Source organism: Curtobacterium sp. USHLN213 (assembly GCF_037144815.1).
GTDB lineage: Bacteria > Actinomycetota > Actinomycetes > Actinomycetales > Microbacteriaceae > Curtobacterium.
In genome coordinates, this window is record NZ_JBBCYQ010000004.1 from 253,741 (window position 1) to 270,367 (window position 16,627).

The 16,627-nt window shown below is 70.2% G+C and carries 16 protein-coding genes; 4 read left to right on the forward strand and 12 right to left on the reverse strand.

The annotated features are described in order from the left end of the window. Positions 1-33: 33 nt before the first annotated feature. The 4 genes from WFH25_RS07650 to tsaB form a co-directional block, all read right to left on the reverse strand. Positions 34-753 (reverse strand): DUF4190 domain-containing protein, encoded by a 720-nt coding sequence (locus tag WFH25_RS07650; protein WP_336697301.1) that lies wholly within the window; start codon positions 751-753, stop codon positions 34-36. A gap of 123 nt (positions 754-876) precedes the next feature. Continuing rightward, the gene (gene tsaD / locus WFH25_RS07655; protein ID WP_336697302.1) at positions 877-1,926 is read right to left on the reverse strand and encodes a tRNA (adenosine(37)-N6)-threonylcarbamoyltransferase complex transferase subunit TsaD; all 1,050 of its coding nucleotides are present in this window, start codon (positions 1,924-1,926) and stop codon (positions 877-879) included. After that, positions 1,919-2,485, reverse strand: a complete 567-nt coding sequence (rimI, locus tag WFH25_RS07660) for a ribosomal protein S18-alanine N-acetyltransferase (protein ID WP_336697303.1) — start codon at positions 2,483-2,485, stop codon at positions 1,919-1,921. Before rimI ends, tsaD begins: the two co-directional genes overlap by 8 nt. Continuing rightward, complete coding sequence (gene tsaB / locus WFH25_RS07665) at positions 2,482-3,108, reverse strand: tRNA (adenosine(37)-N6)-threonylcarbamoyltransferase complex dimerization subunit type 1 TsaB (RefSeq protein ID WP_336697304.1); 627 nt, start codon at positions 3,106-3,108, stop codon at positions 2,482-2,484. The genes rimI and tsaB overlap by 4 nt, the downstream gene beginning before the upstream one ends. An 86-nt stretch (positions 3,109-3,194) precedes the next feature. On the opposite strand from tsaB, the gene WFH25_RS07670 reads away from it, so the two are divergent. Then, entirely contained in the window at positions 3,195-5,144 is a 1,950-nt protein-coding gene (locus WFH25_RS07670) for an Ig-like domain-containing protein (protein WP_336697305.1), read from the forward strand. Positions 5,145-5,179: 35 nt separating this feature from the next. Next, positions 5,180-7,123 carry an Ig-like domain-containing protein gene (locus WFH25_RS07675; protein ID WP_336697306.1) on the forward strand — a complete coding sequence of 648 codons (1,944 nt, stop codon included), beginning with the start codon at positions 5,180-5,182 and terminating at the stop codon, positions 7,121-7,123. Positions 7,124-7,187: 64 nt separating this feature from the next. On the opposite strand, the gene tsaE is transcribed toward WFH25_RS07675, so the two are convergent. The 5 genes from tsaE to glmS are packed head-to-tail and all read right to left on the reverse strand — an operon-like array spanning position 7,188 to position 12,195. Further along, a complete protein-coding gene (gene tsaE, locus WFH25_RS07680; protein WP_442892403.1) occupies positions 7,188-7,712 on the reverse strand; it encodes a tRNA (adenosine(37)-N6)-threonylcarbamoyltransferase complex ATPase subunit type 1 TsaE in 525 nt (174 codons plus the stop codon). Next, positions 7,709-8,869 carry an alanine racemase gene (alr, locus tag WFH25_RS07685; protein ID WP_175496002.1) on the reverse strand — a complete coding sequence of 387 codons (1,161 nt, stop codon included), beginning with the start codon at positions 8,867-8,869 and terminating at the stop codon, positions 7,709-7,711. Before alr (WFH25_RS07685) ends, tsaE begins: the two co-directional genes overlap by 4 nt. Further along, positions 8,866-9,969: an alanine racemase gene (gene alr, locus WFH25_RS07690; RefSeq protein ID WP_336697307.1), complete on the reverse strand. Its 1,104-nt coding sequence runs from the start codon at positions 9,967-9,969 to the stop codon at positions 8,866-8,868. Before alr (WFH25_RS07690) ends, alr (WFH25_RS07685) begins: the two co-directional genes overlap by 4 nt. Beyond that, positions 9,966-10,340, reverse strand: coding sequence for a holo-ACP synthase (locus tag WFH25_RS07695; RefSeq protein WP_092385079.1), 375 nt, complete (start codon positions 10,338-10,340; stop codon positions 9,966-9,968). Before WFH25_RS07695 ends, alr (WFH25_RS07690) begins: the two co-directional genes overlap by 4 nt. 7 nt (positions 10,341-10,347) lie before the next feature. After that, positions 10,348-12,195 carry a glutamine--fructose-6-phosphate transaminase (isomerizing) gene (glmS, locus tag WFH25_RS07700; protein WP_229085750.1) on the reverse strand — a complete coding sequence of 616 codons (1,848 nt, stop codon included), beginning with the start codon at positions 12,193-12,195 and terminating at the stop codon, positions 10,348-10,350. 70 nt (positions 12,196-12,265) lie between these two features. On the opposite strand from glmS, the gene WFH25_RS07705 reads away from it, so the two are divergent. Then, positions 12,266-12,751: a glutathione peroxidase gene (locus WFH25_RS07705; RefSeq protein ID WP_070417700.1), complete on the forward strand. Its 486-nt coding sequence runs from the start codon at positions 12,266-12,268 to the stop codon at positions 12,749-12,751. 102 nt (positions 12,752-12,853) lie between these two features. Further along, positions 12,854-13,798 (forward strand): type I pantothenate kinase, encoded by a 945-nt coding sequence (gene coaA, locus WFH25_RS07710; RefSeq protein ID WP_092385261.1) that lies wholly within the window; start codon positions 12,854-12,856, stop codon positions 13,796-13,798. Positions 13,799-14,180: 382 nt separating this feature from the next. Here coaA and glmM read toward each other — a convergent pair whose 3' ends face one another. From glmM to rplM, 3 genes are read right to left on the reverse strand one after another with little or no spacing between them, the layout of a single operon-like run. After that, positions 14,181-15,554, reverse strand: coding sequence for a phosphoglucosamine mutase (glmM, locus tag WFH25_RS07715; protein WP_070417698.1), 1,374 nt, complete (start codon positions 15,552-15,554; stop codon positions 14,181-14,183). A 22-nt stretch (positions 15,555-15,576) separates the two neighbouring features. Next, complete coding sequence (gene rpsI, locus WFH25_RS07720) at positions 15,577-16,062, reverse strand: 30S ribosomal protein S9 (RefSeq protein WP_022906971.1); 486 nt, start codon at positions 16,060-16,062, stop codon at positions 15,577-15,579. Positions 16,063-16,100: 38 nt separating this feature from the next. Beyond that, positions 16,101-16,547 (reverse strand): 50S ribosomal protein L13, encoded by a 447-nt coding sequence (rplM, locus tag WFH25_RS07725; RefSeq protein WP_022906970.1) that lies wholly within the window; start codon positions 16,545-16,547, stop codon positions 16,101-16,103. Positions 16,548-16,627 lie beyond the last annotated feature (80 nt).

Below are 16,627 nucleotides of genomic sequence, written 5' to 3' on the forward strand. Positions count from 1 at the left end.
ACCTGTGGTGGTCCGAGGGGCCGTTGTCGTTGATCAGCCAATGAAGGCGCCGGACCCGTAGTCGTCGTAGTTCGAGTACGAGCTCCCCATCGAGGCGAACGCGAACAGCCCGATGATCCAGAGGATCCACACACCGGTCATCACCCAGCCGGCGATGACACCGGTGAGTGCCAGGGCGCGCCCGCTCTCACCGGTCTGCTTGATGCGGCCGAGGGCGAGGTGGCCGAGGATCGCGCCGGCGGGACCGAGCAGGATCGCCATGAAGAACAGCGGGATGGCCCCGAGGCCGAACACGATGGACAGGATCGCCAGCGTGTTGGTCTTCGGGCGCTGTGCGTAGGGCTGGTAGCCCGCGGCCGCGTAGGGGTTCTGCTGGCCCGGGGCGGCGTACGGGTTCTGCTGGCCGGGGGCCGCGTACGGGTTCTGCGGCGCGGCGTAGGGGTTCTGCTGCTGCGGAGCGCCGTAGGGGTTCTGCTGCTGCGCGGCGTACGGGTTCTGCGGCTGCTGCGGCGCCGCGTACGGGTTCTGCGGTGCGGCGTAGGGGTTCGAACCCTGCGGGGCACCGTAGCCCGGGTGCGCCTGCTGTCCGGACTGCCCCCACGGGTCGTTCGGCGCTGCCGCCGGTGCCTCGGGAGCGGACGCGCCGTACTGCTGCGGCTGCCCGGACTCGGGGTGGGCCGCACTCGACGGCACCGACGATGCGTTGCTGTCCGGCGTCTCGCCCGGCTTCGGCCACTGGTTCTGATCGGACACCGTCCACCCCTCTCGGCGCCACGGTCGTCGGCGCCTCATGTGAATCCTCCCACAGACACTCCCCTGCGGGCCGGACGCGAGCACGACGCAGACCGGATGCGGAACGGCGTCGGCCCGCGAGCGTCAGACCTGGACGGTCGTCACCGGCAGCGTCGAGTCCGCCGCGATCCCGAGGTCGCTCGGCGCGTGCCCCTCGGCGACGAGCCGGGCGCCGATCGCCGCGATCATCGCCCCGTTGTCCGTGCAGAGGTCGAACGGCGGGATGCGGAGCTCGACACCGGCCGCAGCACAGCGCTCCTCGGCGACGGCCCGCAGCCGGGCGTTCGCCACGACGCCGCCGCCGAGCAGGAGCCGGTGCACGCCGGTGTCCGCGCACGCACGCAGCGCTTTCGTGAGGAGCACGTCGACCACGGCTTCGCGGAAGCTGGCGGCGACGTCGGCCACGGGGACCTCGCGCCCCTCGTCACGGCAGCGCTCGACCCACCGGGCGACGGCGGTCTTCAGTCCGGAGAACGAGAAGTCGTAGCGGTGCGCGGCCATGTCCTTCGGCAGCGTCAAGCCGCGGGGGAAACGGATCGCGGTGGGGTCGCCGTCCGCCGCGGCCTTGTCGATCTGCGGGCCGCCCGGGTACGGCAGTCCCAGGAGCCGCGCGACCTTGTCGAACGCCTCGCCCGCGGCGTCGTCGATCGTCTCGCCGAGCAGTTCCACGTCGCCGACGAGGTCCTGCACGAGCAGCAGCGACGTGTGCCCGCCGGACACCAGGAGCGCCACCGTCGGCAGGTCGATCTCGGACCCGTCCGACCGGAGCACGTCGGCGCCGACGTGCCCGACCAGGTGGTTCACGCCGTACAACGGCTTGCCCGTCGCCACCGCGAGGGCCTTCGCGGCGCCGACCCCGACCATGAGCGCCCCGGCGAGGCCCGGCCCCGCGGTCACCGCGACGGCGTCGAGCTCGTCGAGGGTGACGCCGGCCTGCTCGAGCGCAGCGGTCAGCGTCGGGGTCATCGCCTCGAGGTGGGCCCGTGCGGCGACCTCGGGGACGACCCCGCCGTACCGCGCGTGCTCCTCCATGCTCGACGCGATGACGTTCGCGAGCAGGGCGTTGCCGCGCACGATCCCGACACCGGTCTCGTCGCAGCTCGTCTCGATGCCGAGCACGAGTGGTTCAGCCATCGAGGGCCTCCCGTCCGATGGGGCCGACGCCGGACGGGCCGACGCCGGACGGACCGTCGTCGGACGGGCCGATGCCGGGAGCCGTCGCGAGCTCCGCCCGCATCACCCACGCGTCCACACCGTCGGGCTGGTAGTAGCGGGGGCGGACGGCGATCCGCTCGAACCCGAACGCCGTGTACATCGCCTGGGCCACGGGGTTGTCGGCGCGCACCTCGAGGAAGACCTCGTGCACGCCACGCCGCCGCGCCTCGTCGAGGAGCTCGGTGAAGAGCACCCGACCGATGCCCTTCCCCCGCTGCTCTGCCGCGACCGCGATCGTCTGGACGTCCGCCACGGGGTTGCCCGCCAACGAGGAGAGCCCGGCGTACCCGACGATCGTCGGCGCCCCGCCCTCGGTCGTCTCGACGACGACGTAGTACCCGTGCAGCGAGTACAGCTCGCCGGACATCTGCGACGCCGACCAGGCATCGGTCGGGAACGACGCGTGCTCCAGCCACATCACGTCGTCGAGGTCCTGCGGGTGGGCGCGCCGCAGGCGCAGCCCGTCAGGCAGCGTCACTGCTTCACCCGCTTGGGCGCACCCGGCATCGTGACGTCCGGATCGCGGAGGTAGAGAGGCGCGTCCTCGGCGAAGGGCGCGCCGGAGGTGAGCCGGTCTACGGCGAGCGCGCCGAGCCTCCAGGCCGGGATGGACAGGGCCGTCACGCGGTCCCAGCCCACGGCGTCGGGCCAGGAGGCGCGGATCGCCTCGTCGAGGTCCGCCGGCTTGGCGAGTCCGGGACCCGCGACGCGCGTGCCGGTCTGATCGTAGGCGCTCCAGTAGACCTCGCGCCGACGCGCGTCCGTCAGGACGACGAACGGACCGGGTCCGTCCTGGTCGGCCGCGACCGCGTCGTGGCTGACCAGCGGGAGGACTGGGACGCCGCGTGCAGCGGCGAAGGTGCGGGCTGCGGCGATGCCGACGCGGAGGCCGGTGAACGGCCCCGGCCCCATGCCGGAGACGATGCCCGAGACGTCGGCGGGGGTGATGCCGGCCTCGTCGAGGACCTCGGCGAGGAACGGGCCGATGACCTCGGCGTGGCGGCGGCTGTCCTCGGTGCTGCGGGTCGCGAGGGCCTGCCCGCTGCCCGGGTCGACGACGGCGACCGAGGTTCCGGCGGAGGTGTCGATCGCGAGCAGCACGGTCCCATCGTATGACGGTGCGCAGACCACGCTCAGCATGGGCGATCTATCATATTTTGCATTTTGCCTATATGCGAAGGAAGTTCATGAAGAAGCGCTCCACCCTCACCGCCTGCGTCATCGCAACCCTCGGCACGTCGATCGCGATCGCTCCCGCCACCGTGGCGATGGCCGCTCCGGCCCCGACGTCGTCGTCCTCGACCGCGGCGATCGGCAACGGGTTCCGGCTCACCTCGTCCACGGACTACGAACGAGGGAAGGACCTGACCATCACCGGGACGGGTGCCAGGGCGCACCAGAACGTCTCGCTGTGGGTCGACGGCAACCTCGAGCTCTCCGTGGCCGCGGACGAAGAAGGTGACTGGGAGTTCACCGTCCCGGGTGAGTTCACCACGGTCGACAGCCTGACCTACGAGTTCCGAAGTGGCCTCCAGAACCCGTTCACGGAGACCTTCACCGCGGCCGACGGTCCGGTTCTCGGAGGGTTCAAGCTCACCTCTGGGACCACCTACGAGCGTGGGGAAGACCTGGTGATCACCGGCCGGGGTGCCGCGCCCCACCAGAACGTCTCGATGTGGGCGGGCGGCAACCTCGCGCTCTCCGTCGCCGCGGGTGCCGAGGGCGAATGGACGTTCACCGTCCCCGGTCGACTCACCACGGCGGACAGCCTGACGTACGAGTTCCGCACGGGCTACAACAAGTCGTTCACGCAGCAGTTCACCGCGGAGGACGGCCAGATCATCCCGTCGTTCGCCCTGACCTCGGGCACGACCTACGAGCGCGGCGAGGACCTGGTCATCACCGGCAAGGGCGCCAGCGCCCACCGAGACGTCACGCTGTGGGCTGGCAAGAACCCGGCCTTCTCCGGGCAGGCCGACGAGGACGGGAACTGGCAGGTCACCGTTCCGGGCCGCGTCACCGGTGCGGACGAGCTCGAGTTCGAGTTCCGCAGCAACCTCCAGGAGTCCTTCACGCAGAAGTTCACCGCGTCCGACGGCATCGTCACGCCGCACATCACGATCACCTCGGCGACCGAGTACGAGCGAGGCCAGGCGTTCACCATCGCCGGGACCACCACGCAGCAGGTCACCGCGATCCAGGTGCGGGCCGGCTCGGACATCCCGTTCTCCCCCCTGGTGGATGCCGAGGGCAACTGGTCCTTCACCATCCCCGCGGGCGCGCCGATCCTCGACGAGGACTCGTTCGACTTCCGCTTCGTCGCCGGTGACAAGTCCCTCGAGCAGACCTTCACCGCGGCCGACGGGCTCATCACGCCGAAGATCACCATCACCTCGGCCACCGAGTACGAGCCTGGCGAGCAGTTCACCGTGACCGGCACGACCACCCGCCGCGTGAACAGCATCCTCGTCCGCTCGGAGGGCAAGGTCATCGGCGGACCGGTCGTCAACGAGGCCGGCGAGTGGTCCTTCACCACCCCGGAGGAGTTCACCGGCGTTGACGAGGACTCGTTCGACCTCACGTTCGTCGCCGGCAAGGACGAACTGACCGAGACGTTCACGGCCGCTGACGGCGAGAGCGAGTCCCCGCTGCGCGTGACCTCCCCCACCGACTACGTCAAGGGCCAGAAGATCACCGTCACCGGCAAGAACACCCCGAACCAGAAGGTCGAACTCCGCGACACCAAGGGCGCACTCCTGCGCACCATCACCACCAACACCACCGGCGACTGGACCTTCACCACCGGCGGCACCTACACCGCCGACACGGTCACCTGGACCCTCACCTCCGGCACCCACGAGATGACCCACACCATCACCGCAAAGGCCGAATCCCCGCTGCGCGTGACCTCCCCCACCGACTACGTCAAGGGCCAGAAGATCACCGTCACCGGCACCAACACCCCGAACCAGAAGATCAACCTCCTCGACACCAAGGGCGCACTGCTCCGCCAGATCCCCACCGGCAACGACGGCACCTGGTCCTTCACCACCGGCGGCACCTACACCGCCGACACGGTCACCTGGACCCTCACCTCCGGCACCCACCAGACGACCCACACCATCACCGGCAAGTAACCCACCATCACCACCGAACAGGAGAACTTTCCACAATGAACATCACCCGCTCCATCGGCGTCTGCACTCTCGGACTCGCTATCGTCGCCTCCCCCGTGTTCGCCTCCACCCCCGATACGGCCTTCGCGTCCTCTGCCACGGCGACGATCAACGCCGAGTTCGCTGTGACATCGGAACTGGTCTTCAGCGAGGACGCCGAGTTCACTGTCACCGGCACCGGGCCCCGGAACGAAAACGTCTGGGTTACGCTCGCCGGCGCCGACCGCAACGATGTGATCGCCCTCGACGGTAATCACTCCGGGACGTGGGCCCTCTCCATCCCGGCGCAGTACACCGCCGGCAAGGACGAGATCGCACTTGCCTTCCACCACGGTGACTCGGCAACCATCACGAAGACCTTCACGGCGTCCGAGGACACGACTACACCGCTCGAGGTGACGTCCGAGACCGTCTTCGCGGCCGGCCACCCGCTCACCGTCACGGGTACCGCGCCCAAGCGACAGAACGTCTGGGTGACCCTCGTCGACGCGGACCGCAACGTCCCGATCGCCATCGACAGCGAGTGGACCGGGGCTTGGACGCTCATCGTCCCCAAGCAGTACACGTCGGACAAGACCGAACTCACCCTCGCCTTCCACTACGGGCTCAATACGACGATCACGCAGAAGTTCACGGCGTCCGAGGCCGCCATCCCGGCATTCGCTGTGACCTCAAAGCCCGTCTTTGCGCCGGACGACGAGTTCACAGTCACGGGCATCGCTCCGAAGCACCAGAACGTGTGGGCGACCCTCGCCGACACCGACCGCAACAAGGTCATCTCCTTCGACCCGAACGGGTCCGGGAAGTGGGAGCTCACGATTCCCGCCAAGTACACCGCGGGCAAGGAGGAGCTTGCACTCGCCTTCCACTATGGCGACAACAGCACCATCACGCAGACGTTCACCAAGAGCGAAGACGCGACCCCCTCGTTCGCCGTGACATCGAAGTCTGTCTTCACCCCGGACGAGGACCTCACCGTCACCGGCACCGCTCCCCGGAACGAGAACGTCTGGGCGACGCTTGTCGGAGCCAACCGGAACGACCCCATCACCCTGGACACCAGCTGGTCAGGAAAGTGGGCGCTCACGATTCCCGCCAAGTACACCGCGGGCAAGGACGAGCTTGCACTCGCCTTCCACTACGGCGACACCGCATCGATCACCGAGACGTTCACTGCTGCTGACGGCGAGAGCGAGTCCCCGCTGCGCGTGACCTCCCCCACCGACTACGTCAAGGGCCAGAAGATCACCGTCACCGGCAAGAACACCCCGAACCAGAAGGTCGAACTCCGCGACACCAAGGGCGCACTCCTGCGCACGATCACCACCAACACCACTGGCGACTGGACCTTCACCACCGGCGGCACCTACACCGCCGACACGGTCACCTGGACCCTCACCTCCGGCACCCACGAGATGACCCACACCATCACCGCAAAGGCCGAATCCCCGCTGCGCGTGACCTCCCCCACCGACTACGTCAAGGGCCAGAAGATCACCGTCACCGGCACCAACACCCCGAACCAGAAGATCAACCTCCTCGACACCAAGGGCGCACTGCTCCGCCAGATCCCCACCGGCAACGACGGCACCTGGTCCTTCACCACCGGCGGCGCCTACACCGCCGACACGGTCACCTGGACCCTCACCTCCGGCACCCACCAGACGACCCACACCATCACCGCAAAGGCCGAGTCCCCGCTGCGCGTGACCTCGCCCACCGACTACGTCAAGGGTCAGAAGATCACCGTCACCGGCAAGAACACCCCCAACAAGACCGTCGAACTCCGCGACACCAAGGGCACACTCCTGCGCACCATCACCACCAACACCACCGGCGACTGGACCTTCACCACCGGCGGCACCTACACCGCCGACACGGTCACCTGGACCCTCACCTCCGGCACCCACGAGATGACTCACACCATCACCGCAAAGTAGGCCACCGACACGAGAGCGGGCCCGCTGACTGACCGGTCAGCGGGCCCGCTCCCGTTCAAGACCCTCAGATGAGGGAGCCACCCCAGCGCGGGCCGGAGGCGGTGACGATCACACGGCGCGGCTCGTCGGGGACGTCGTCCGGGTCGAGGTCGTCCGGGTTGCTGTCGTCACCGGCAACCGCGTCGTCGGCACCGGTCGCGCGGACGATCTCGACGTCGAGGACGCTGTCCGAGATGCCGTCGACGAACCCGCGCCCCCACTCGACGACGACGATCGAGGCGTCCCAGTCGAGGTCGAGGTCGTCGAGCTCGACCGGGTCGGACAGTCGGTAGGCGTCGACGTGCACGAGGTCCGGCCCGGCCGAGGTCGGGTGTGTCCGGGCGAGGACGAACGTCGGGCTCGAGACCTGGCCGCGGGCGCCGAGCGCTGCGCCGAGCCCTCGGGTCAGGGTGGTCTTGCCGGCGCCGAGCGGACCGGTCAGGACGACGAGGTCACCGGCGCGGAGGGCCGCCGCGAGTCGGGCGCCGAGTGCACCCATCTCCTCGGTGGTCCGGACCGTGGTGTCGAGCAGCACGTGGGAGTCGGTCACCGTTCGCCCCGGAGGTACTCGGCGACGTGGCCCTCGACCCGGTGCCCTTCGTAGACGCGGGGCACCCGGGTGCCGATCCGGCAGACGATCTCCTCGCCGATGGTGCCGAGCGCGTCACCCCACTCGAGGACCGTCATCTCGTCGTGCTCACCCGTGCCGAACAGCACGACGGTGTCACCGACCCGGACGTCGTCGTCGCCGACGTCCACGAGGAACTGGTCCATCGCGACGCGACCGGCGATCGGGTAGCGCGTGCCGCCGATCGCGACCTCGATGCGGCCCTGTGCGAGCCGCGGGACGCCGTCCGCGTAGCCGACCGGGACGAGCGCGAGGGTGGTCTCGGCGGTGGTGCGGTACGTGTAGTCGTACGAGACACCCGTGTCGACGGGCACGCGCTTCGTCTTCGCGACCGACGCGGTCAGGGTCATCACGGGCTCGAGACCGAGGTCGGCCGCCGAGACGCCGTCGGCACCGGGGATGCCGAACAGGTTCGCGCCCATCCGGACCATGTCCTTGCGGAACTCCTTGCGCTCGAGCCCGGCGAGCGAGGCGGCGACGTGCTCCGTCGGGATGTCGAGCCCGAGGTCGTCGGCCTGCTCGACCGCGTCGTCGAAGAGCGCCACGGCGGAGGCGTCCTCGTCGTCGGAGGACTCGGCGAGGTGCGTGTAGGCGGCCACGACCTCGATGCGCCCGTCACGCTGGGCGTCACGGGCGAGGGTCACGAGGGCGGGCCAGTCGTCCGGCGTCGAACCGTCGCGGTGCAGGCCGGAGTCGAAGCCGAGGTGCACCCGGGCGGGACGCTGGTCGACGGCGTCGATCACCCGCTGCAGCTCCGGCACGTTCGAGACGCCGAGGTCGACGGCGGAGTCGATCGCGTCGCGGAAGTCCAGCGCGGGGTCGTGCTGCCACGTGAAGAGGTGGACGTCCTCGCCGACGCCGATCGAGCGCAGACGCAGGGCCGCGGGGACCGTGAGCACGCCGATCCACCGGATGCCCGCGTCCACCGCGGCGAGGGCGATCGGCTCGAGACCGTGCCCGTAGGCGTCGGCCTTCATGATCGCCATGAGCTCGACCGGGTCCATCCACTCGCGGACCAGGTCGAGGTTGGCGCGGTAGGCGTCGAGGTCGATCCGGGCTCGGCGCAGCGGCGCGTTCACGAGGTCCTCCGTTCGACGCTGCGGCCCACCCGGGCGACCACCTCGTAGTTGATCGTGCCGACTGCGGCGGCCCAGTCCTCGACCGCGGGGTCGCCGTTCGCCGGGTCGCCCCAGAGCACGGCCTCGTCGCCGATCTCGACGTCGGCGTCGCCGATGTCGACGTGCATGGCGTTCATCGCCACGCGACCGACGACCGGGAAGGTGCGGTCGCCGATCCGGACCGAGACGCGGTTGCCGAAGTCGCGGTCGAAGCCGTCCGCGTACCCGAGCCCGATCACCGCGAGCCGGGTGTCCGTCGTCGCACGCCAGGTGTAGCCGTAGCTGACGCCCTCGCCAGCTCGCACCGGGACCGTCCGGAGGACCGCGGCGGTCACGCGCATCGCGGGGCGGAGCCCGAGGTCGGCCGAGGTGCGGTCGGGGAACGGGCTGAGGCCGTACAGCGCGAGGCCGACCCGGGCGACGTCGTGCCGGGTCTCCGCGACGGCGAGGCTCGCGGCGCTGGCGGCGAGGTGCACCATGTCGGGAACGATGCCGTTCGCGGCGAGACCGTCGAGCGCCCGCTGGAGTGCGGCGTCCTGGTCGAGGTCGTCGGCGCGGGAGGCGTTCGCCAGGTGCGACATGAGGCCCTCGATGCGGGTGCGGTTGCCACTGCGGGCAAGGCGACCGGCGGTGGCGAAGAGCTCGGCCCACTCGGACTCGACCGCGCCGTTGCGGCTCAGGCCGGTGTCGACGCAGATGTGCACCGCGGGGACCTCGGAGTCGGCGGCGGCGGAGAGCTGGTCGACGCTCGAGACCGCCGGGGTGATGCCGTACTGCGCGGCGCGACGGAAGTCCTCGTCGGGGGCGTGCAGCCACGCCAGGATCCGGACGCCCTCGTCGATGCCGGCGTGGCGGAGGGCGATCCCCTCGTCGATGTCCGCGACGCCGAGCCACTCCGCGCCGGCGTCCACGAAGGCCTGCGCGGACTCCGCTGCGCCGTGGCCGTAGCCGTTGGCCTTGACGACCGCGATGACGCCGGACGGAGCCACCTGTTCGGCGACGGTCGCGTAGTTGGCGATCAGCGCCTCCCGATCGACCGTGATGCCGGTGAACGCGCTCACGCTTGCTTCCCTTCGAGGACCACGAACGCCGTCGCGATCCCTCCGTCGTGCGAGAGCGAGAGGTGCACGCTCGTCACCCCGCGCCCGTCCGCCACCTGGCGCGCCCCCTGGCGCAGCGTCAGCGACGGGTTCCGCTGGTCGTCGGAGACGACCTCGAGGTCCTGCCAACTCAGCCCGGCGCTCGACCCGAACGCCTTGATCAGCGCTTCCTTCGCCGCGAACCGCGCGGCGAGCGACGCGATCGGCCGGGGTTCCCCGTCGCGAACGAGCTCCGACGGGGTGAAGAGGCGCGTGCGCATCGCGGGCGTCCGGTCGAGCACCCGCTCGAACCGTTCCAGGTCGACCACGTCGACACCGATGCCGATGATCATCGTGGGATTACTCGACGGTGACCGACTTCGCGAGGTTGCGCGGCTGGTCGACGTCGAGGCCCTTGGCCGCGGCGAGCTCCATGCCGAACATGTGCAGCGGTGCGACCGCGAGCAGCGGCTCGAACAGCGGCGTCGCGAGCGGGATGCGCAGCACCTCGTCGGCGAAGGGCAGCACGGCGGCGTCGCCCTCTTCCGCGATCGCGATCACCCGGGCACCGCGGGCGCGGATCTCCTGGATGTTCGAGACGACCTTGGGGTGGAGCGACCGCGGGTCACGCGGCGACGGGACGATCACGAAGACGATCTGCCCCGGCTCGATCAGGGCGATCGGGCCGTGCTTGAGCTCACCGGCGGCGAAGCCCTCGGCGTGGATGTACGCGAGTTCCTTGAGCTTGAGGGCGCCCTCGAGCGCGATCGGGTAGCCGACGTGGCGGCCGAGGAAGAGGACGCTCCGGGTGTCGGCCATCCAACGGGCGAGGTCCTTGATGCCGGACGCGTCGTCGATGGTCTGCTGCAGCTTCGGTGCGAGGCCCTCGAGCTCGGCGACCTGCTCGGCGATCTGCTCGGCCGTGAGGGTGCCCCGCAGCGTGGCGAGGTGCAGCCCGAGCAGGTAGAGCGCGACACCCTGCGCGATGAACGCCTTGGTCGACGCGACGGCGACCTCGGGCCCGGCGTGCGTGTAGATCACGGCGTCGGACTCGCGGGGGATCGTGGCGCCCTGGGTGTTGCAGATCGACAGGACCTGGGCGCCCTGCTCGCGGGCGTACTTCACGGCCATGAGCGTGTCCATGGTCTCGCCGGACTGGCTGATCGAGACGACCAGCGTGCGGTCGTTCAGCACCGGGTCGCGGTAGCGGAACTCGTGCGCGAGCTCGACCTCGACCGGGACGCGGGCCCACTGCTCGATCGCGTACTTGCCGAGGATGCCGGCGTAGGCCGCGGTGCCGCAGGCGATGACGATGACCCGGTCGACCTGCGCGAGGCGGTCGGCGATCGGGTCGAGGTCCGTCAGCGTCACGGCACCGTCGTGCACGCGGCCGAGGATGGTCTTCGCGACGGCCTCGGGCTCCTCGCTGATCTCTTTCGCCATGAACGACGTCCAGCCGCCCTTGTCGGCCGCGGAGGCGTCCCAGTTCACCTCGAACTCGCTCGGTGATGCCGGGGTGCCGTCGAAGTGGATGACGTCGACGCCGTCGGGGCGGATCGTGGCGATCTCGTCCTGCCCGATGGCGAGGGCGCGCTGCGTGTAGGCCACGAACGCGGCCACGTCGGAGCCCATGAAGTTCTCGCCGTCGCCGAGGCCGACCACGAGGGGGGAGTTGCGACGGGCGCCGACGACGACGCCGGGCTGGTCGGCGTGCACGACGAGGAGCGTGAACGCCCCTTCGAGTCGCTGCACGGCCTGCTGCATGGCGGCGGTCAGGTCACCCGTCGTGCGGAACGACCGGGCGACGAGGTGTGCCGCGACCTCGGAGTCGGTCTCGCTGAGGAACGCGACGCCCTCGGCCTCGAGCTCGGCGCGGAGCTCGGAGAAGTTCTCGATGATGCCGTTGTGGATGAGGGCGAGCTTGCCGCCGTCGGCCAGGTGCGGGTGCGCGTTGCCGTCGGTCGGGCCACCGTGGGTCGCCCAGCGGGTGTGGCCGATGCCCGTCCCGCCGTCGGCGATGGGGTGCGATTCCAGCTCGTCCACGAGGGCCTGGAGCTTGCCCGCCTTCTTCGCGGACGCGAGCTCGTGCGACCCGTCCACGACGGCGATGCCCGCCGAGTCGTAGCCGCGGTACTCGAGCCGACGGAGACCACCGAGGAGGACGTCCTGGCTGCTGTTGCTGCCGACGTAGCCGACGATTCCACACATGGGGACGATCCTACGGTCTGGCTGGACGACGACCCTGCGAACGAGCAGGGCTGGGGATAACGTTTGGGACATGGGACGCTTCGACGACATCGCGATCACGACGCTGCACGGTGAGGACACCACGTTCGGGGCGTTCGCGGACAAGGCGGTGCTCGTCGTGAACGTCGCGTCGCGCTGTGGCCTCGCTCCGCAGTACGAGCAGCTCGAGGCGCTCCAGAAGGAGTACGGCCCCCGCGGCTTCACGGTCCTGGGCTTCCCGAGCAACCAGTTCCTGCAGGAGCTCGGCTCGTCCGAGGCGATCGACGAGTACTGCTCCACCACGTGGGGCGTCACGTTCCCGATGTCCGAGAAGGTCAAGGTGAACGGCAAGAGCGCCCACCCGCTCTACCAGGCGCTCAAGGAGACCCCGGACGCCGACGGCAAGGCCGGGCGGGTCACGTGGAACTTCGAGAAGTTCCTGGTCGCCCCGGACGGCACGGTGACGCGGTTCCGCCCGACGACGAAGCCGGATGCACCGCAGGTCATCGCCGCGATCGAGGCGGCGCTGCCCGCCTGATCGGGCACGCCGAGCCGGGGCGCGGACGTCGGACTGGAGGCGCGGATCACGCGGGCCGGTCGGCTCACGTGATCCGCGCCTCCCGTCTGTACGCTCGTTCCCATGCCGATCCCGGAGACCACCGTCGCGCACCCGACCCCCTTCGTGGAGATCCCGCGTGGCGAGTGGTCGCAGCTCGCTCCGAAGGAGCACCTGTCCCTCACCGAGACCGAGATCGTGCAGCTGCGCGGTCTCGGTGACCGCCTCGACATGCAGGAGGTGCAGGAGGTCTACCTGCCGCTGTCCCGCCTGCTGACGCTCTACGCGGCGGGCGCACGGAACCTGCACGCGTCGACGTCGGCCTTCCTGGGTGACCGAGCCGGGCGGACGCCGTTCGTGATCGGTGTCGCCGGGTCGGTCGCCGTCGGCAAGTCGACCGTCGCACGACTGCTCCGCGAGCTGACGAAGCGCTGGCCGGACACCCCGCGCGTGGAGCTCGTGACCACCGACGGGTTCCTCTACTCCAACGCAGAGCTCGAGCGGCGCGGGATCATGGACCGAAAGGGCTTCCCCGAGTCCTACGACCGCCGGGCCCTGCTGCGCTTCGTGAGCCAGGTGAAGAGCGGCGCGACCGAGGTCCGAGCGCCGTACTACTCGCACCTCGTGTACGACATCGTGCCGGACGCCGAGATCGTGGTGCGACAGCCGGACATCCTCATCGTCGAGGGCCTGAACGTGCTCGCGCCGCCGGTGCACGGGCGGTTGGCACTGTCCGACCTCTTCGACTTCACGATCTACGTCGACGCGAAGACGAAGGACATCGAGGCCTGGTACGTCGACCGGTTCCTCGCGCTGCAGGAAGAGGCCTTCGCGAGCCCGGACTCGTTCTTCCACCGGTTCGCCTCGCTCTCCCGGTCGGATGCCGTGCGGACGGCGACCGAGGTGTGGCGGGCGATCAACGAGCCGAACCTCATCGAGAACGTGTTGCCGACGCGCTCCCGGGCGACCCTCGTGTTGAAGAAGGCGGCGGACCACAAGGTGTCGTCGGTGTTGCTCCGGAAGATCTGACGTGCGGGGCGCGGGGCTCGCGGGGCGCGGGGCCCGGGCCGCCGCCGGCGGCGGCGGGCGCGGGCCGCGCCGGACGCCGCGGGGCGCGGGGCGCCGCCGGCGGCGGGGCGCGGGGCGCCGCCGGCGGCGGGGCGCGACGACGAACCACGAATCCGACGTGGAACCGGGCGCAGGGGCTGGTGCGATGTCGCATCCGTGGTTCGACGCGGCTCGCCCGGGCGGCTGCCGCCCGGGCCGCCGCCGCGGCCGCCGCCGCGGGACGGCTCGAGCTGCCGCCGCACAAGCAAAGTCCGTCGGAACCACGCATCTGCGTGGTTCCGACGGACTTTGGTTGTGCGAGCGCGCCAGAGCGCGCCAGAGCGCGCCAACGCGCGCCGCGCGCCTACGCCGCGTCGAGCGCCAGGCGCTCGCGTACCACCGCCGCGAGCTCCTCGGCGATCCGCTCGGCATCGGCCTGGGAGGCCGCCTCGACCATGACCCGCACGACGGGCTCGGTGCCGGACGGCCGGAGCAACACGCGCCCCGCGTCGCCGAGTGCGGCGGTCGCAGCGGCGACGGCGTCCTGCACGCCCTGGTCGGCCAGGCCGTGCCGGTCCACCCCGCGCACGTTCACGAGCACCTGCGGGAACACCGTCATGCACGACGCGAGCTGCTCGAGCGTCTTGCCCGTCCGGGCCATCTCGGCGACGAGGTGCAACCCGGTGAGGATGCCGTCGCCGGTGGTCGCGAACTCGTTGAAGATGATGTGGCCGGACTGCTCGCCACCGAGCGAGTACCCGCCCTCGGTCATCTTCTCGAGGACGTAGCGGTCGCCGACACCGGTCTCGAGCATCGTGATGCCCGCGTCCGCCATGGCCCGCTTCAGCCCGAGGTTCGACATCACCGTCGCGACGAGGGTGTCGGACGCCAGGCGCCCGCGCTCCTGCAGCGACAGCGCGAGGATCGCCATGATCTGGTCGCCGTCGATCGCGTTGCCGGCGGCGTCGACCGCGAGGCAGCGGTCCGCGTCACCGTCGTGGGCGATGCCGACGTCCGCTCCGTGCGAGAGCACAGCACGGGCGAGGTTGTCGATGTGGGTGGACCCGACACCGTCGTTGATGTTCATGCCGTCCGGGTCGGCACCGATCAGGGTCACGCGGGCCCCGGCGTTGACGAACACCTCGGGCGAGACACCCGCGGCGGCGCCGTTCGCGCAGTCGAGCACGACGTGGATGCCGTCGAGCCGGTGCGGCAGCGTGCCGAGCAGGTGGACGACGTAGCGGTCCTCGGCGTCGGCGAACCGGGTGATCCGGCCGACGTCGCCACCGGTGGGGGTCGGTGCGGAGTGGTCGTGCATGGCCGCTTCGATGCGGTCCTCGACCTCGTCCGGGAGCTTCCGGCCGCCCGTGGCGAAGAACTTGATCCCGTTGTCGGGAGCGGGGTTGTGCGACGCGGAGATCATCACGCCGAAGTCGGCGTCGATGTCCGCGACGAGGAACGCCGCAGCGGGGGTGGGGATGACCCCGGCGTCGAGCACGTCGACGCCGGCGGAGGCGAGCCCGGCCGCGACCGCGGCACCGAGGAACTCGCCGGAGACGCGCGGGTCGCGCGCGAGGACCGCACGAGGGCGCGGTCGACCGGACGCCCGGCGGGCGTCCGCGTGGTGTCCGTGTGTGAGGACGGCCGCGCTCGCCTGGGCAAGACCCAGTGCGAGCGCGGCCGTCAGCTCGCCGTTGGCGAGACCACGAACCCCGTCGGTACCGAACAGACGCGGCATTGCGATCTTCAGCCGGTGACGACTAGCGCTTCGAGAACTGCGAAGCCTTGCGGGCCTTCTTGAGACCGGCCTTCTTGCGCTCGATGACGCGGGCGTCGCGGGTGAGGAAGCCGGCCTTCTTGAGGGTGGCGCGGTTGTTCTCGCGGTCGATCTCGTTCAGCGAACGGGCGATGGCGAGACGGAGCGCACCAGCCTGACCCGAGGGGCCACCACCGGTGATGCGGGCGACGACGTCGTAGGCGCCGAGCAGCTCGAGCACCTTGAACGGGTCGTTGATGAGCTGCTGGTGCAGCTTGTTCGGGAAGTAGTCCTCGAGCGAGCGGCCGTTCACGACGAACGAGCCGGAGCCCGGGACGAGACGGACGCGTGCGATGGCCTCCTTGCGGCGCCCGACGGCACCGCCCGAGACGTTGAGGATCTGACGGGGAGCGGCCTCGGAAGCGGCGGGTGCGCTCTCCGTGGTGAAGCTCTCCGGGGTCTGGTCGAGGGAGTCAGCGATCTGAGCCATGAGTTTTACCTAGTCCTTGGAAGTCGTCGTGGCCGGAACTACTGTGCGACCTGGTCGAAGGTGTACGCCTTGGGCTGCTGCGCCGAGTGCGGGTGCTCCGCGCCGGCGTAGACCTTCAGCTTCTTGAGCTGCTCGCGACCGAGGGTGTTCTTCGGGAGCATGCCGCGGATCGCCTTCTCGACGGCGCGGGTCGGGTGCTTCTCGAGCATCTCCGGGTAGGAGGTCGCCGTGAGGCCGCCCGGGTAGCCCGAGTGGCGGTAGTAGACCTTCTTCGCGAGCTTCGAACCGGTCAGGGCGACCTTGTCGGCGTTCACGATGATGACGTAGTCACCCATGTCCATGTGCTGGGCGAAGGTGGCCTTGTGCTTGCCGCGCAGGAGCGCCGCGGCGTGGGTGGCGAGGCGGCCGAGGACGACGTCGGTCGCGTCGATGACGATCCAGTCGTGCTGGACGTCTGCCGGCTTCGGGGAGAACGTACGAGTCACAGTGGTGCTGCTTTCGTGTCGAGGTGAGGAGTCCGTGAATCCCGCTCCGGTGGGTGTTCACGTGGGAGAACCCGTGTGAA

Bases quoted from the DNA above. Each gene is read 5' to 3' on its own strand.
- tsaD (WP_336697302.1), bottom strand. From the start codon at position 1,926: ATGGCTGAACCACTCGTGCTCGGCATCGAGACGAGCTGCGACGAGACC.
- WFH25_RS07670 (WP_336697305.1), top strand. From the start codon at position 3,195: ATGAAGAAGCGCTCCACCCTCACCGCCTGCGTCATCGCAACCCTCGGC.
- WFH25_RS07675 (WP_336697306.1), top strand. From the start codon at position 5,180: ATGAACATCACCCGCTCCATCGGCGTCTGCACTCTCGGACTCGCTATC.
- WFH25_RS07695 (WP_092385079.1), bottom strand. From the start codon at position 10,340: ATGATCATCGGCATCGGTGTCGACGTGGTCGACCTGGAACGGTTCGAG.
- glmS (WP_229085750.1), bottom strand. From the start codon at position 12,195: ATGTGTGGAATCGTCGGCTACGTCGGCAGCAACAGCAGCCAGGACGTC.
- WFH25_RS07705 (WP_070417700.1), top strand. From the start codon at position 12,266: ATGGGACGCTTCGACGACATCGCGATCACGACGCTGCACGGTGAGGAC.
- coaA (WP_092385261.1), top strand. From the start codon at position 12,854: ATGCCGATCCCGGAGACCACCGTCGCGCACCCGACCCCCTTCGTGGAG.
- glmM (WP_070417698.1), bottom strand. From the start codon at position 15,554: ATGCCGCGTCTGTTCGGTACCGACGGGGTTCGTGGTCTCGCCAACGGC.
- rpsI (WP_022906971.1), bottom strand. From the start codon at position 16,062: ATGGCTCAGATCGCTGACTCCCTCGACCAGACCCCGGAGAGCTTCACC.